The sequence below is a fragment of the Streptomyces sp. NPDC059443 genome (assembly GCF_042750105.1).
GTDB lineage: Bacteria > Actinomycetota > Actinomycetes > Streptomycetales > Streptomycetaceae > Streptomyces.
Genome location: NZ_JBHYVM010000019.1, coordinates 34,760 through 48,719, shown reverse-complemented (window position 1 = coordinate 48,719; position 13,960 = coordinate 34,760). Strand labels below are relative to the sequence as shown.

Here is a 13,960-nt window from a genome sequence, read left to right as displayed (position 1 = left end):
CTAGCTGAGGGGTCATCCCAAATGAACAAGAAGAAGATCGTCCTCGGTGTTGCCGCAGCAGCTCTGGCGGCCTCCGTCGCGGGCGCCGGCCTCGCCTCCGCCGATCCGTCCGGTCCGCCCCAGTACCGCCAGCTCGCCGGTGTCGGCTCCGACACCACCCAGGACGTCATGAACGGCCTGGCGGCGGCCATCACGGTCAACGGCCAGAAGGTCATCGGCTCCTACGACGCCACCGGCTCCGCCAACATCACCACCAAGGACCCGGCGGTCAACCCGAACTGCACCCTCCCCCGGCCGAACGGTTCGGGCGCCGGCCGCTCCGCACTGCTCACCTCCCTCCAAGCCGCCAACGGCTGCCTGGACTTCGCCCGTTCCTCCTCGCTGAACCTGGCGGCCGCGGCCCCGGGCCTGACGTACGTGCCCTTCGCGGTCGACGGCGTCAGCTACGCCATCACCCCCGGTTCGGCGGTCCCGCGCAAGCTGGCGCTGGCCGACCTGAAGGCGATCTACCACTGCGACCCGAACTACGTGGGCGCCGGGCCGAACTACGACATGACCGTCTACCTGCCGCAGGCCGGTTCGGGCACCCGCAGCTTCTGGGAGTCCCAGATGGGCATCACCGACGCCGATGTCGTCGCGGGCGTCTACCCCTGCGTCAAGGACAAGAAGGGCACCACCCCGGTGCAGGAGCACGACGGCCGCGTCCTCGACGACAAGGCGATCGTGCCGTTCTCCATCGCCCAGTACCAGGCGCAGTCCTCCCAGACCATCGCCGACCTGCGCGGCCGCGCCATCCTCGGCACGGTCGACGGCACGGCGCCCACCGTCCTCAACAACGGCTTCGGCGTGAAGCGCGACGTCTACAACGTCATCCCGACCAGCAAGGTCGCCGTCGCGCCGTGGAGCACCGTCTTCGTCGGCTCCACCTCAGAGGTCTGCAAGCAGACCTCGGTGATCAACACCTACGGCTTCGCCGCCAGCCCGAACTGCGGCGACACCACCAAGCAGACCCCCTGACCCGTGCCTGCCACTGATTCACGCTTCCGCTGCTCCACGCTTCCGCTGATTCTGGAGACTGTCGTGCTGAAGAACAGAGTGTCGAGGACCCTCGCCCTCGGTGTCGCCGCCCTGACCACCGCCTTCGCGGCCGGCCTCGCGGGCGCGAGCGCCGCCTACGCCGCCCCCATCGGCACCATCGAGATCAACCCGGCGACCGGCGCCGACACGTCCGGCATCGCGTTCACCACCTCGGGCGCCTGCCCGGCCAACGCCACCAACGTGCTGGTCAAGGTGGAGGGTTCCGGCTTCCCGGCCGGCGGCCTGAACGTGGTCGGCAACTCGCCCATCGGGACCTACCCGACCGCCTCCAACGGCGGCATGGTCATCCCGCTGACCTCCACCATGCGGGACTACGCCAGCCAGGCCGGCTTCACCACCCTGCAGGGCAAGTACGACTTCACGGTCATCTGCCGGACCGCCTTCAACGGCACCAGCCTCGGCGACTACACCGGCGCGGTCTGGTTCACCTCGAACACCACGTACCAGAACACCGACCCGGCGGTGAAGACGGACACCACCACCGCCCTCGCGGTCACCCCGGCCGGTCCCGCCCAGGCGGGCACCCCGGTCACCCTCACCGCCAACGTCACCCCGGGCGGCGCCGGCGGCACCGTCCAGTTCAAGGACGGCGCCAACAACCTCGGTACCGCGGTCACCGTCAACGCGGGCAGCGCGGCGCTCACCACCAGCAACCTGACCGCCGGTACGCACAACCTCACCGCCGTCTTCACGCCGGCGAGCGCCTCTTACAACGGCTCGGCCTCCTCGGCCGTCTCCTACGTGGTCACGGCCGTCCCGGCGAAGCCGACCACCACCGCCCTGGCCGTCTCCCCGGCCGCCACCGCGCCGCAGTTCAGCCCGGTGACCCTGACCGGTACGGTCACCCCCGCGGGCGCGGCGGGCGCGGTGAAGTTCACCGACACCGTCGGCGGAACCACCGTCACCCTGGGTACCGTCCCGGCCGCCGGCGGCGGCGCCACCCTCACCACCAGCAGCCTGCCGGTGGGCAACCACTCCTTCACCGCCGTGTTCGTGCCCACCGACGCGGGCGCCTTCACCGGCTCCGACTCGGGCGCCGTCCCGTACGTGGTGGGCGCCTTCACCGGAGTCTCGGCCTCCGAGACGATCACCACCACCGTCAACTCGGGCGCGCTGGTGATCAGCGTCGCCAACCCGCAGGTCACGCTGCCCTCGCCGGTGCTCAACGGTGACGGGGACCTGCTGACCACCGCCGGGGCCGTCAACCCGGTCACCCTCACCGACACCCGCGCCGGCAACCCCGGCTGGACCGTCAGCGGCCAGGTCACCGACTTCTCCGACGGCGCCACGCACGCCATCAACGGCCAGAACCTCGGCTGGGCCCCCAAGCTCGTCGACAAGGCGCCCGCGCAGACCGTGACGGCCGGTTCCGTCGTCACCGCCGCGCACGGTGCGGCCACCGGCGACGCGGGCACGGCGGGCCTCAAGTCCGCCCGCACGCTGGCCAACGGCACCGGCCTCGGCACCGCCCACTTCGGCGCCGACCTCGCCCTGAACGTCCCGACCTCCACGGTCGCCGGCACCTACTCCGCGACCCTCACCCTCACCGCCATCTGATCCAGGCGTGAGCCCCGGGCCGGAACGGACCGCGCTCGCCCGGCGGTCCGTTCCGACCCGCCCCTGACGCCCGGACCGCAGCCCCGCTGCCCCGCCTCCCAGCCCCTCCTCCGGATCGGACGCCCGAGCCATGACCTCCACCGCCCCTGCCGCCCGGCCCGGGCCCAGGCCGTCTCTTTCGGACCTGACCGGCAAGATCCGAAAGAGACGACCCAGCCGCGGCCGCCGCCCCGCCGTGGCGCCCGTGGCCTCCCTGCTCCTCGCCCTCGTCCTCGCGCTGCTCCTCGTACCGCCCGCGCAGGCCGCACCGTCGGCTCCCTCCGAGGACCGGAAGTCCACCTTCGGGGTGCAGCCGTCCGGGCCGAAGGAGCCCGACGCGCGACCCCACTTCTCCTACGGGGTGACCGGCGGTGCGGGGCTCCGCGACCAGATCGCGGTCTGGAACTACGGCGACGCGCCGCTCACCCTCGCCGTCTACGCGAGCGACGCGGTCAACACCGTCGACGGCGGGTTCGACCTCCTCCCGGCCGGACGGGCCCCGAAGGACGCGGGCAGCTGGATCAAGCTGGAGAAGGACAAGGTCATCGTGCCCCCCAAGGGCAAGGTCATCGTCCCGTTCACCGTCAGCGTCCCCCGCGAGGTCACCCCCGGCGACCACACCGCCGGCATCGTCGCCTCCCTGGCCGGCGGCGGCCAGGACGCCCAGGGCAACAAGGTCAGGCTCGACCAGCGGGTCGGCTCCCGCGTCTACATCCGGGCCGCCGGAACCCTGACCCCGCGCCTCGACGTCACGGGCGTCAGCGCCTCCTACGAGGGCACCGCCAACCCCTTCGGCACGGGATCGGCGACCGTCACGTACACCCTGCGCAACACCGGCAACGTCCGGCTCGGCGCCCGGCAGGCCGTACGGGTCAACAGCCTGCTCGGCACCTCCGTCACCGCGGGCGGCCTCAAGGACCTCGGCGAGCTGCTGCCCGGCACCTCGCTGACGATCACCGCCAAGGCCGACGGGGTCCCCCCGGTGCTGCGCTCCTCCGCCGTCGTCTCCGTCCAGCCGGTCGCTGTCCGCGACGGCGTGGACCCCCGACTTCCGTCCCTGACCCGATCGGTGTCGCTGTGGACGGTTCCGTGGACGCTGCTCGCGATGGTCCTCGTGATCACCGGGGGCGGGCTGTGGGCCCGGCGCCGCAGGCGCCCGGCCCGGGCCGCGGCCACCGCGCAGGCCCGCCGGCGCGACACCTCAGATGCGAACGACCGCCAGAACGACAGTCAGAACGACAGTCAGAACGCCAAGAAGGAGCCCATCGTGCAGTTCACACGCCTCAGCCGGCGATCCGCGGCCGGCGCCGCGACCGCGGCGGCCGCCGCCCTCGCGGGCCTGGCCCTGATCCTGCCCACGGCCGCCCAGGCGGCCCCGGCCGGCTCGGCGGCGATCAACCCGGCCACCGGCGCGGACACCAGCAGCATCGACCTGACCACATCGGCGGCCTGCCCGGCGCCCGCCACGAACATCCTGGTCAAGGTGGTTGGCAAGGGCTTCCCGGCCGAGGGGAAGAACGTGGTGGGCAACTCGCCCATCACCACCTACGGGCAGGCGCCGTCGGGCGGCATCACCGTCCCGCTGACGATGACGATGCGGGACTACGCGAACGAGGCCGGCTTCAGCACGCTGGAGGGCCGCTACGACCTGACCGTGGTGTGCCGCAAGGCGTTCGGCTCCGACACCTACGGGGACTTCAAGGGCTCGCTGTGGTTCACCTCCAACACGGCGTACCGGACCACGGACCCGGCGGGGCCCCAGCCGAGCCCGACCCCCACGCCGACCCCGACCCCGACCCCCACGCCGACCCCCACGCCCACCCCGAGCGCGACCCCCACGTCCGGCCCGACGCCGACCCCCTCGCAGTCGCCTTCCCCCAGCCCCTCCGCCTCGGCCTCCCCGTCCCCCTCCACCTCGGTCTCCCCTTCGGCTTCGGCCTCGGGCAGCACCGGCGGTGACGGCGTGGGCGTCTCCACCAAGGTCTCGGGCGGTGCCGCCGGAGGCTCCGGAGGCGGCCTGGCCAGCACCGGAACCGATGCCGCCACGGTCGGGCTGCTCGCCGCCGGCCTCGTCGTGACCGGCGCCGGAGCCGTCTGGTGGGCCCGCCGCCGCGGCCTGCTGACCTTCTCGGGCAACTGACCCGCGACCGGCCCACACCGCGGCATCCGAAAGAAGACACGATGACAGCCACCTCCACCCCGCCGGTGGACGTGCGCCCCGACCCCGCCGGAGCCGCAAAGGCCCCGGCGGGGCGTCCGGGCCCACCCGGCCTGTGGGCCACCGGCGCGGCCCTGGCCATCCTGGGCGCCCTCCTCCTCGGCTTCGTCGCCGAGGTCGGTCCGCTCGGCCACCTCCGCCACGAGCGGGACCGCCGGGTGGGGTACGCGCAGCTGCGCGACCAACTCGCCAACGCCACCGCGCCGCTGGGCCCGACGACCCCCGGCAGACCCGTCGCGCTGCTGGAGATCCCGCAGATCGGCCTGCGCGAGGTCGTCCGCGAGGCGACCACCTCCGAGGTGCTGGCCTCCGGGCCCGGGCACCGCCGGGACACGGTGCTGCCCGGTCAGGCCGGGACCAGCATCCTGATGGGCCGACAGGCGGGCTACGGCGGCCCGTTCGCCCACATCGCGGACCTGGAGCGCGGGGAGACCTTCCTCGTGGTCACGGGCCAGGGCGAGCACACGTACAAGGTGCTCGGCGTCCGCCGCGCGGGTGACCCGCAGCCCTCGCGACCCGCCGCCGACGCGGGCCGGCTCACGCTCATGACCGCGTCCGGGACCCCGTACATGCCCGACGGCGTGGTCCAGGTCGACGCCGAACTCACCACCCCCGTCCAGCAGTCCGGCGGCCGCGCCCCGGGGCGGCTGGCCGCGGACGAAGCGCCGCTCGGGAGCCAGACCTCGGCCTGGTTCCCGCTGGTCCTGTGGGCGCAGGCGCTGCTGTTCGCCGCGGCGGCGCTGGCCTGGGCCCGGGTCCGCTGGGGCCGCGGGCACACCTGGCTGGTCGGCTTCCCGGTGCTGGCCGCGCTTGGCCTGGCGGTCGCCGACCGGGCCGCCCTCCTCCTGCCCAACCTCCTGTGAACGAGGCCGTGATGTCGCAGCAGACGATGCCCCTCCCCACGATCCCCGCCACCGGGGCGTCCACCCTCGACGCCCGGGACGTATCGGCGTGGTTCGGCGGCCGCAAGGTGCTCGACCGGGTCTCCCTGACGATGCCCGGCGGCCGGGTCACCGCCCTGATCGGCCCTTCGGGCTGCGGAAAGTCCACCTTCCTGCGGATCCTGAACCGCATGCACGAGCTGATCCCCGGCGCCGAACTGGCGGGCGAGGTCCTGCTCGACGGCGAGGACGTGTACGCCCGCGGCCGCCGGCTCACCGACGCGCGCCGCCGGATCGGCATGGTCTTCCAGAAGCCGAACCCCTTCCCGGCGATGTCCGTCTACGACAACGTCACCGCGGGCCTCAGGCTGACGGGCACGCGCGCCTCGGGGCCCGAGAAGGACGCGCTGGTGGAGGAGTGCCTCACCAAGGCCGGCCTGTGGAAGGAGGTCCGCGACCGCCTCCGCCAGCCGGGCGGCGCCCTCTCCGGCGGCCAGCAGCAGCGCCTGTGCATCGCCCGCTCCCTGGCGGTCCGCCCGCGGATCCTCCTGATGGACGAACCCTGCTCGGCCCTGGACCCCACCTCCACGCGCCGCATCGAGGAGACCGTTCGGGAACTGGCCGACGAGGTCACCATCGTGATCGTGACGCACAACATGCAGCAGGCGGCGCGCGTCTCCGACCAGTGCGCCTTCTTCCTCGCGGAGCAGGGGACACCGGGCCGGATCGTGGAGTACGGGCCCACGCGGGCCATGTTCTCTACCCCCGCCGACCCCCGCACCTCGGACTACGTCCAGGGCCGCTTCGGCTGACGGGCGAGATGCGGTTTCCCTTCGAGTGCATATCCTTCGTTAAGGTGATTTGTCAGTTTTCAGCGAAGGGTGGCTCACTCATGCCCACTGGCCTTCTGACCGAGACGGTCGGCCCCGTGGACGTCGCCGTGGTGGCGTTCGAAGGGAACCGCTTCAACGGCGAGGTGGCCCCCGCGCTCCGGCAGCTGCAGGACAGTGGAACGGTGCGGATCCTGGACCTGACCTTCGTCCGCAAGGAACGGGACGGTTCCGTCTCCGTCGTCGAGCTCGCCGACTCCGACGTCGCCGAGGTGTTCCACCGGGTCACGGGCGACGAGTTCGACCTGCTGAGCGACAGGGACCTGGAGGCCGTCGCCCAGGACCTCCCGCCGGAATCCTCGGCCCTGGTCGTGGTCTGGGAGAACACCTGGGCGGCCCGGCTGACCGCCGCCCTCAGGGATTCGAACGGGCGGCTGCTTTTCATGGAGCGGGTACCCCGGGCCGATGTCGTGCGCGCCATCGCCGCACTGGACGAGAAGTAGGGGGCGTCATGCGTCGACGTATGGGACGACCGGGACTGCTCGGCGCGATGGCCCGCACGGCCGTCGTGGCGGGTACCGCCACCGCGGTCTCCGGCAGGATGCAGCGCAATGCCGCCGACCGCGGCGCCCAGCAGCAGCTGGCCGCCGAGGCCCAGCAGCAGGCCGCCGTGGACCAGGCCGCGGCCCAGGCGGCCGCGCAGCTGGCGGCGAGCCGGCCCCAGCCGGCCCCCGCCCGGGCACCCGTGGTCGACCGGGTCGGCCAGCTCACCGCGCTGGCCGAGCTGAAGGCGCAGGGGCTGCTGACCGAGGAGGAGTTCACCGCGGAGAAGGCCCGCGTACTGGCCTCCTGACCGCGATCCGAGGATCTCTTACGGGACAACCTCCCACCGTCATATGACGAAAAACGTCATGGACCTTGACGGCATCCCCCTCCATTCTTCGAATGCACGACGATCACCAGGGAACGCGTCCGCGTGCGGCAGGCGCATCCGGGTCGTGCGCGGTCTGGCCGAGCGGGCGGTGGGGCGATGAGCGGGATAGTGATTCACGTGCCGCGGGGCAGCGGCGACACCGGCGCGCCGGGGTGCGCCGATGCCGTGACCCTGCGGCTCGGCCCCGGCGAGGCGGCGCGGTTCGGGCGGGGCTCCGCGAGGACTCCGGTCGAGCTCCGCCTCGACGATCCGGCGATCTCCCGGCTGGCCGGGGAGATCCGGGTGGCCGACGACCACTGGCAGCTCAGCAACCACAGCACGACCCAGAGCTACCTGGTGGAGAACCCCGAGGGAGCCGGGGAGTACCTGAGGGTTCCGCCGCGGCGGGCCGGAGCGCCCATTCCCTTCGAGTTCTCCCGCGTCGTGCTGCCCACGCGAAGCGGCACCACCGTCGCCTTCCAGGTCTTCGCCCCGGACCACGTCTACCTGGATCCGGACAGCATGGGCGCCGGCTGGGGGAGCCGTACCGTCACGGCGTACTCGCTGGACGAGACGGCCATGTACTTCCTCGTCCTGGTCGCGCTCTGCGAGCCACGGCTGCGCGACGAATCCCCGCTGGCGGTGCCGACCACCCCGCAGGTCGTCGAACGGCTGAAGGGCCTGGCCGCGGGCGCCGGGCTCACCAGCCGGGCGGTCAGCTCGCACATCGACTACCTGGCCGAGGAGAAGATGCGGCTCCGCGGACCGGACGAGAGCGAGCCCGGCCGGGGTGCCCGCCGCAACGGCAAGAGGGAGACGGTCGTCGGCATCGCGCTGCGGTTCGGCCTCGTGCGCGAGGAGCACCTCGGTCTGCTGCCACCCCGGGCGGCGGCGGGCATCCGCTAGCGGCGGGGCGGCTGGGTGGCGGGGCCGCGGGGCAAAACGTAACGCGCGAGGGGGAGAGCATGCACGGCTCGGCCGGGGTTTCGGGAAGCGACCGTACGGAACCGCCCCCGCGCGGCTACCGCGTGGGCCGGTGGGAGGTCGGCGAACTGATCGGGGCCGGGGGTTGGTCGACCGTCCATTCCGCGCGCGCCGTGGACGACGGCGAGGAGGTCGCGCTGAAGTTCCTGCAGACCGCCGGACTCGCCCCGCGCCAGGCCCGCAAGGTCGCGGAATCCGCCCGGCGCGAGGTCGAACTCGGCCGCCGGGCCCGGCATCCGAGGCTGATCCGGCTCCTGGACTCCCTGGTGCTCAGCGACCCGGACCGGCCGAGCCTGGACGGCGCGATCGTGCTGGTCATGGAGCGGGCCCGGTGCAGTCTGAGGGACCTGCTGGACACCGGGGTGACCGAGGGAGAAGCCGCCCGGCTGATCGTCGGCATCTGCGAGGGGCTGGCCCATCTCCACGGCAGCGGCTGGGTGCACGGCGACCTCAAACCGGAGAACGTCCTGATCATGGCGGACGGGTCGGTCAGGCTCTCGGACTTCGGGCTCGCCACGGAACTGACCGGCACCCAGGGCACCCATGGCTACGCCCCGCCCATGGGGACCGTGGACTACCTGCCGCCGGAGCGCTGGAAGGCCCCGCTCGGCGAGCGGGGGGTCCAGATCCGGCCGAGCGTGGACATCTGGGCGCTGGGCGTCATGATCCACGAGGCGTTCGCGTCCGGGGCCCCGCCGTTCCCCGGTGCCACCCCGGTCTCGCGCGGCGCCGCGGCGCAGGAATACGCCGAGGGTCGCGCCCGGTTGCGGCTGCGCCACGAGCTGCCGCCCTTCTGGCGTGCGCTGGTCACCGACTGTCTGGCCCCGACCCACGCCGCCCGCGCCCGGCACACCGCCGAGAGCCTGCTGGCGCGCATCACCGCCTTGCGGAGCACGGATCCGGGGGCCGCGCGTCCGGAGGACCACCGCCGAGGTGGAGCCCGTAACGCCCGTAGCACCCGTAGCGCCCGTAACGCACATAGGACTCGGCGGGACCGCACGGCCGTCGCGCTCCTCAAGGTGTGCGTGACGACGGCGGCGCTCTGGTCGTTCGCCGTGGGCGACGGCGCGGCCGCCTCCGCGGGCGGACCGGCCGCTCCCGCCGGCCGGATCCAGGTGTTCAACGCCGACGCGACGTGCAGGCAGCACCCGGACCGCGCCGCGCAGTGCAGCCTGGGCCTGGCGATCGACCCCATGCGCGCCTACACCGTCGAGAACGTCGTACCCACACGGGTGTGGAACGGCGATGTCCTGGACGCCGACTGCCTGTTGAGCGACGGGACACCCATCATCGACGAGACGGACACCGTGTCCGCCGACTGGTTCCGCGTCCACCTCCCGGCCGGTTCCCCGCGGACCACCGCCTGGCTGCCCGCCGTACGCACCAAGGACCGGCCCGCGCTCCCCGCGTGCCCGCGCCCCTCCTCCCGACCGTAGGCGGGGCGGGCCGCCGCCGTCACCCCGGATCGTTCCGGGTGTCCGGCCCGCCGCCGCCCGCCTAGGTTGACCGGCGGTGGAGCGCCGACCGCGCCCGCACCGCCATGTCCCCCTGAGGGGGAGGGGCCGTTACCCACGGCCGGCCGGCCCGGTTGGCCTGATGGCAGGCCCCGGCAGCGCACTCTTCGCGGCTCCGCCCCGCCCCGTCGCCCCACACCCACGGTTCCTGGAGGAACAGACCACCATGCCCCTCTCATCGCAGCCGGAGCCCCCCGAGATGTCCCGCCGGTCGGTCCTCAGGACCGGCGCGGGACTGGCCGTCGGGGCCACCGCACTCGGAGCCACCGTGCTCGGGGCCACCCCGGCCGCCGCCGCCCAGCGCGGTACCCCCTTGTGCGAACAGCCCGGAGACTCGGCGAGCCGCCAGGGGCTGGGCTCCAGCGACCTGTGCATCCCCTACTACCGGGAGCACGACGGGAGCTGGGGCTACGTCTTCGGCGACACCTGGGCCGGCCCCGGGCAGTCCGGCACCATGATCGGCTCCCCGGTGATGCTGAACCAGGCGCGGTTCGACGCCTCCGGCGGGACCCCGATCTCCTTCACCTGGGCCATGCCCAGCGGCGGCCAGGCCCGCCAGCTGTTCAACTACACGCGCGACGCGGACAACGGGTACGGGGACACCGAGGTCACCCGCATCCCCAACGACTGCATCGAATTCGGGGGCCGCACCTACATCCAGTACACCTCCGTGTTCACCTGGAACCCGCCCGCGGGCTGGGACGGCTCGCTGATGTCGGGGGTGGCCTACTCCGACGACCACGGCGTGACCTGGCAGGACTACCCGTACCACTGGCCCGGTGACCGCACGGGCGGCAACCAGAGCCTGTACGGCATGTGGTCGTTCGCGGGCATCGACCCCGACGGCTGGCTGTACATCTTCTCCAAGCGCTGGAACGGCACGCACAAGAACACGGCGGACGGCGGGGCGATCCAGCTGTTCCGCATCCGGCCCGACGACTTCCGCGCCGGAAACTTCGGCGCCCAGCAGAACTGGGCCTATCTGAGGGACGCCTGGCAGTGGACCAACGAGGTCGGACCGACGGTCATCCTGTCCGGGAACAGGATCGGTGAGTTCTCCGTCAAGCGCATCGGCAACCGCTACTGCATGAGCTACTTCGACGTGGACGAGTACGCGATCTGCACGCGCACCGCGTCCCGGCCCGATGCCGTGTGGTCGGCGCCCAAGATCCAGGTCGCCGGCAACAACACCTGGCCGGCGAGCCATTGGGGCAAGCCGCAGGTTCCCTTCCTCTACGGCGGATACATCCACCCCGGCAGCGCGAGCGCCACCTCCCTGACCCTCATGGTGTCGCAGTGGAACGGGCAGCTCGGACAGGCGCCCTACCGGGTGCTCCAGTACGACGGAATCAACCCGTAGGACCGAAAGCCCGTAGCCCCGTAGCCCCGTAGGCCACATCAACCCCGACAGAGAGAGACCGCCTTGACATCCCCCCTGTCCGGCATACGCGTCCGCGCCGCCGCCCGCGCCCGCGCGCTCGGCGTCGCCGCCACGACGGCGGTGACCCTCGCGCTCACCGCCCTCGCCGGCCCGGCCGCCCACGCCGACGCCCCGGCGATCCCGGTCTTCACCGACGGCTACGGCCTGACCCGGGTGGCCGACGCCACCGAAGTGAGGTCCGCCACCGACTTCACGATCACCGTGACCACCCCGCAGCTCTCCGGGCGGCACAAGATCCGCGTCTTCCTGCCCAGCGGCTACGCGGCCGACCCCGGCAAGCGGTGGCCGGTGGCCTACTTCCTGCACGGGGGCGGCGGCACGGTGGACGACGCCGCTGCCGCCCCCGCCCTGCACTCCGACTCGATGATCACCGTGGTGCCGGACGCCGGCCTCAAGGGCTGGTTCGCCAACTGGCGCATGCAGAACACCGCGTTCGGCGCGGCGAACTGGGAGACCTTCCACCTCCAGCAGGTGGTCCCCTTCATCGACGCCAACCTGCGCACCGTCCCCGACCGCGCCCACCGGGCCGTCGTTGGACTGTCGATGGGCGGCTACGGAGCCCTGCACTACGCCGAAGCCCGCCCCGACCTGTTCGGCCAGGTCGCCTCGCTGTCCGGCGGCATCGACTTCGGCATGGCGGAGATCCGCGGCGCGGTGCTGGCCACCGAACTCAACCTCACGGGCGCGTGGTGCGCGGTCAGCACCTCCGGGACCGGCCAGTGCACGGGCTACGGCGCCTACGTCGACAGCGACGCGATCTTCGGCAGCCCCTACCCGGTCTTCAACGCGGACCACGTGTGGAACGAGGTCAACCCCGCCGCCACGGGCAACCTCGCCAGGCTCGCCGGCACCGGGATCACGCTCTACACCGGCAACCAGGGCCCCATCGACGTCTACACCGAGGCCGCGGCCAAGACCGTGAACGCCCGGCTGGGCGGGCTCGGCATCCCCACCCGCTTCGTCGACTACGGCAACGGATCGACGCTGTCCCCCACCTGCGACGGCGCCCACAACTACGGCTGCTGGGCCCCCGCGTTCGCGGACTACGTCCCGCGTCTCGCAGCCGCGTTCGCCACGGCGGGCTGACACCCCCCCGCCTCACGGCCCCCGCCCCACCGCCCGTTCTCCGTTCACCCGAAGAGGCAGGTATGACCATGAAGTCGAGCAAGCCGAAGCCGAGCAAGACGAAACTGTCGGCCGTTGCCGGTGCGTTGTCCGCAGTCCTCCTGGCACTCGCCGCCCCGGCTCCGGCCCAGGCCGCCACGGCCGGCGACCACGCCGGGAGCCTGGCCGCGCTGAAGTCGTTCCAGGCGGCCGCGGGACCGGGCGCGGGCATCCTCGCCGGTGACAGTGCGAACTCCTGGACCCTGTCCACCGGCACGGCCGTGATCAACACGAACACGCCCATCCAGTCGACCGACCGCTACCGCATCGGCAGCCAGACCAAGAGCTTCACCGCGGCCGCGGTACTCCAGCTCGTGGACAAGGGCCTGATCGCGCTCGACGCCCCGATCGAGCGGTACCTGCCGGGTGTGGTCGACGGCAACGGGTACGACGGCAACACCATCACCGTGCGGCAGCTGCTCCAGCACACCAGCGGCATCGCGCAGTACGAACCGCTGCTCGCGGCGCCCCCCGCCAACCCCGACGGCTCGTACGCGCTCGACGCCCTGGTACGGGAGGGGCTCAAGCGCGCCCCTGCCTCCGCGCCCGGCACCACCATGCTCTACACCAACACGAACTACCTGATCCTCGGCATGCTCATCGAGAAGACCACCGGCATGCCGGTGGGCAAGGCCATCCAGAGCGCGATCATCGAGCCCCTCGGACTGACCCGGACCAGCTTCCCGGCCCCGGGCGACCGCTCGGTGCCCGGTCCGGCCGTGCACGGGTACAACGGCACCCGGATCGGCCCGTTCTTCTTCTGGGTCGATGTGATCAGCTACGACCCGTCCGTGTTCAGCAGTGCCGGGGCGATGATCTCGACTGAGGCCGACGTCACGTCCTTCTTCCAGGCACTGATCGCCGGCCGGATCGTCTCGCCGGCCACCCTGGCCGAGATGGAGAAGACCGTCCCGGTCGGCGGCGCCGGCTCCCTGCTCGCCTACGGCCTCGGCGTCGCCCGCTACGACCTGCCCTGCGGCGGCGTGGCTTGGGGACACGACGGAGGGGTCCCGGGCTTCCACTCGGAAACACTGGTCACCGCGGACGGGCGCCACGCCTCCGTGGTCAGCAACGCCTACCTCGCGACCAACCCCCCGGTCGCCCAGATGTACAACCTCCTGGGAACGGCCCTCTGCGAGAAGCCGTAAACCCCTTCCCACCCCCCACTCCCCACCCTCGCCGGCGCCCGCCGGTGAGGGTGGGGCGCATTGCGGACCGTATCTGTCCGCAAGGGTGCCTACTGTCGTAGTCGTAAGCCGGACGGAAGGTCGGATTCCTCATCTGGAGTCCGCCGAATGGCACCCTGGCGCGGGGCGCCCGA

12 protein-coding genes are annotated in these 13,960 nt (G+C 72.5%); all 12 read left to right on the top strand.

Annotated features, from left to right (window positions below; genetic code table 11):
- The first annotated feature begins 21 nt into the window (after positions 1–21).
- The gene (locus ACFXDJ_RS19640) at positions 22–1,017 is read left to right on the top strand and encodes a hypothetical protein (RefSeq protein ID WP_384663336.1); all 996 of its coding nucleotides are present in this window, start codon (positions 22–24) and stop codon (positions 1,015–1,017) included.
- Positions 1,018–1,080: 63 nt separating this feature from the next.
- Entirely contained in the window at positions 1,081–2,655 is a 1,575-nt protein-coding gene (locus ACFXDJ_RS19635; RefSeq protein ID WP_384663334.1) for an Ig-like domain repeat protein, read from the top strand.
- A 130-nt stretch (positions 2,656–2,785) separates the two neighbouring features.
- Entirely contained in the window at positions 2,786–4,834 is a 2,049-nt protein-coding gene (locus ACFXDJ_RS19630; RefSeq protein ID WP_384849794.1) for a hypothetical protein, read from the top strand.
- A 41-nt stretch (positions 4,835–4,875) separates the two neighbouring features.
- Positions 4,876–5,775: a sortase gene (locus tag ACFXDJ_RS19625; RefSeq protein WP_384650724.1), complete on the top strand. Its 900-nt coding sequence runs from the start codon at positions 4,876–4,878 to the stop codon at positions 5,773–5,775.
- 26 nt (positions 5,776–5,801) lie between these two features.
- The gene (locus ACFXDJ_RS19620; RefSeq protein ID WP_384650801.1) at positions 5,802–6,605 is read left to right on the top strand and encodes a phosphate ABC transporter ATP-binding protein; all 804 of its coding nucleotides are present in this window, start codon (positions 5,802–5,804) and stop codon (positions 6,603–6,605) included.
- An 80-nt stretch (positions 6,606–6,685) separates the two neighbouring features.
- Positions 6,686–7,126, top strand: a complete 441-nt coding sequence (locus tag ACFXDJ_RS19615) for a DUF6325 family protein (RefSeq protein ID WP_384650725.1) — start codon at positions 6,686–6,688, stop codon at positions 7,124–7,126.
- A gap of 20 nt (positions 7,127–7,146) precedes the next feature.
- Positions 7,147–7,476: an SHOCT domain-containing protein gene (locus tag ACFXDJ_RS19610; protein WP_384650727.1), complete on the top strand. Its 330-nt coding sequence runs from the start codon at positions 7,147–7,149 to the stop codon at positions 7,474–7,476.
- 177 nt (positions 7,477–7,653) lie between these two features.
- Entirely contained in the window at positions 7,654–8,442 is a 789-nt protein-coding gene (locus ACFXDJ_RS19605; RefSeq protein WP_384650729.1) for a serine/threonine protein kinase, read from the top strand.
- 59 nt (positions 8,443–8,501) lie between these two features.
- The gene (locus ACFXDJ_RS19600) at positions 8,502–9,956 is read left to right on the top strand and encodes a serine/threonine-protein kinase (protein ID WP_384650731.1); all 1,455 of its coding nucleotides are present in this window, start codon (positions 8,502–8,504) and stop codon (positions 9,954–9,956) included.
- Positions 9,957–10,200: 244 nt separating this feature from the next.
- The gene (locus ACFXDJ_RS19595) at positions 10,201–11,394 is read left to right on the top strand and encodes a DUF4185 domain-containing protein (RefSeq protein WP_384650733.1); all 1,194 of its coding nucleotides are present in this window, start codon (positions 10,201–10,203) and stop codon (positions 11,392–11,394) included.
- Positions 11,395–11,457: 63 nt separating this feature from the next.
- The gene (locus tag ACFXDJ_RS19590; RefSeq protein WP_384650735.1) at positions 11,458–12,561 is read left to right on the top strand and encodes an alpha/beta hydrolase; all 1,104 of its coding nucleotides are present in this window, start codon (positions 11,458–11,460) and stop codon (positions 12,559–12,561) included.
- A gap of 62 nt (positions 12,562–12,623) precedes the next feature.
- Positions 12,624–13,787, top strand: a complete 1,164-nt coding sequence (locus ACFXDJ_RS19585) for a serine hydrolase domain-containing protein (protein ID WP_384650737.1) — start codon at positions 12,624–12,626, stop codon at positions 13,785–13,787.
- Positions 13,788–13,960 lie beyond the last annotated feature (173 nt).

Excerpts from the sequence above, each read along its gene's own strand:
- ACFXDJ_RS19640 (WP_384663336.1), top strand. The coding sequence starts at position 22 with ATGAACAAGAAGAAGATCGTCCTCGGTGTTGCCGCAGCAGCTCTGGCG.
- ACFXDJ_RS19630 (WP_384849794.1), top strand. The coding sequence starts at position 2,786 with ATGACCTCCACCGCCCCTGCCGCCCGGCCCGGGCCCAGGCCGTCTCTT.
- ACFXDJ_RS19625 (WP_384650724.1), top strand. The coding sequence starts at position 4,876 with ATGACAGCCACCTCCACCCCGCCGGTGGACGTGCGCCCCGACCCCGCC.
- ACFXDJ_RS19620 (WP_384650801.1), top strand. The coding sequence starts at position 5,802 with ATGCCCCTCCCCACGATCCCCGCCACCGGGGCGTCCACCCTCGACGCC.
- ACFXDJ_RS19615 (WP_384650725.1), top strand. The coding sequence starts at position 6,686 with ATGCCCACTGGCCTTCTGACCGAGACGGTCGGCCCCGTGGACGTCGCC.
- ACFXDJ_RS19610 (WP_384650727.1), top strand. The coding sequence starts at position 7,147 with ATGGGACGACCGGGACTGCTCGGCGCGATGGCCCGCACGGCCGTCGTG.
- ACFXDJ_RS19605 (WP_384650729.1), top strand. The coding sequence starts at position 7,654 with ATGAGCGGGATAGTGATTCACGTGCCGCGGGGCAGCGGCGACACCGGC.
- ACFXDJ_RS19600 (WP_384650731.1), top strand. The coding sequence starts at position 8,502 with ATGCACGGCTCGGCCGGGGTTTCGGGAAGCGACCGTACGGAACCGCCC.
- ACFXDJ_RS19595 (WP_384650733.1), top strand. The coding sequence starts at position 10,201 with ATGCCCCTCTCATCGCAGCCGGAGCCCCCCGAGATGTCCCGCCGGTCG.
- ACFXDJ_RS19585 (WP_384650737.1), top strand. The coding sequence starts at position 12,624 with ATGACCATGAAGTCGAGCAAGCCGAAGCCGAGCAAGACGAAACTGTCG.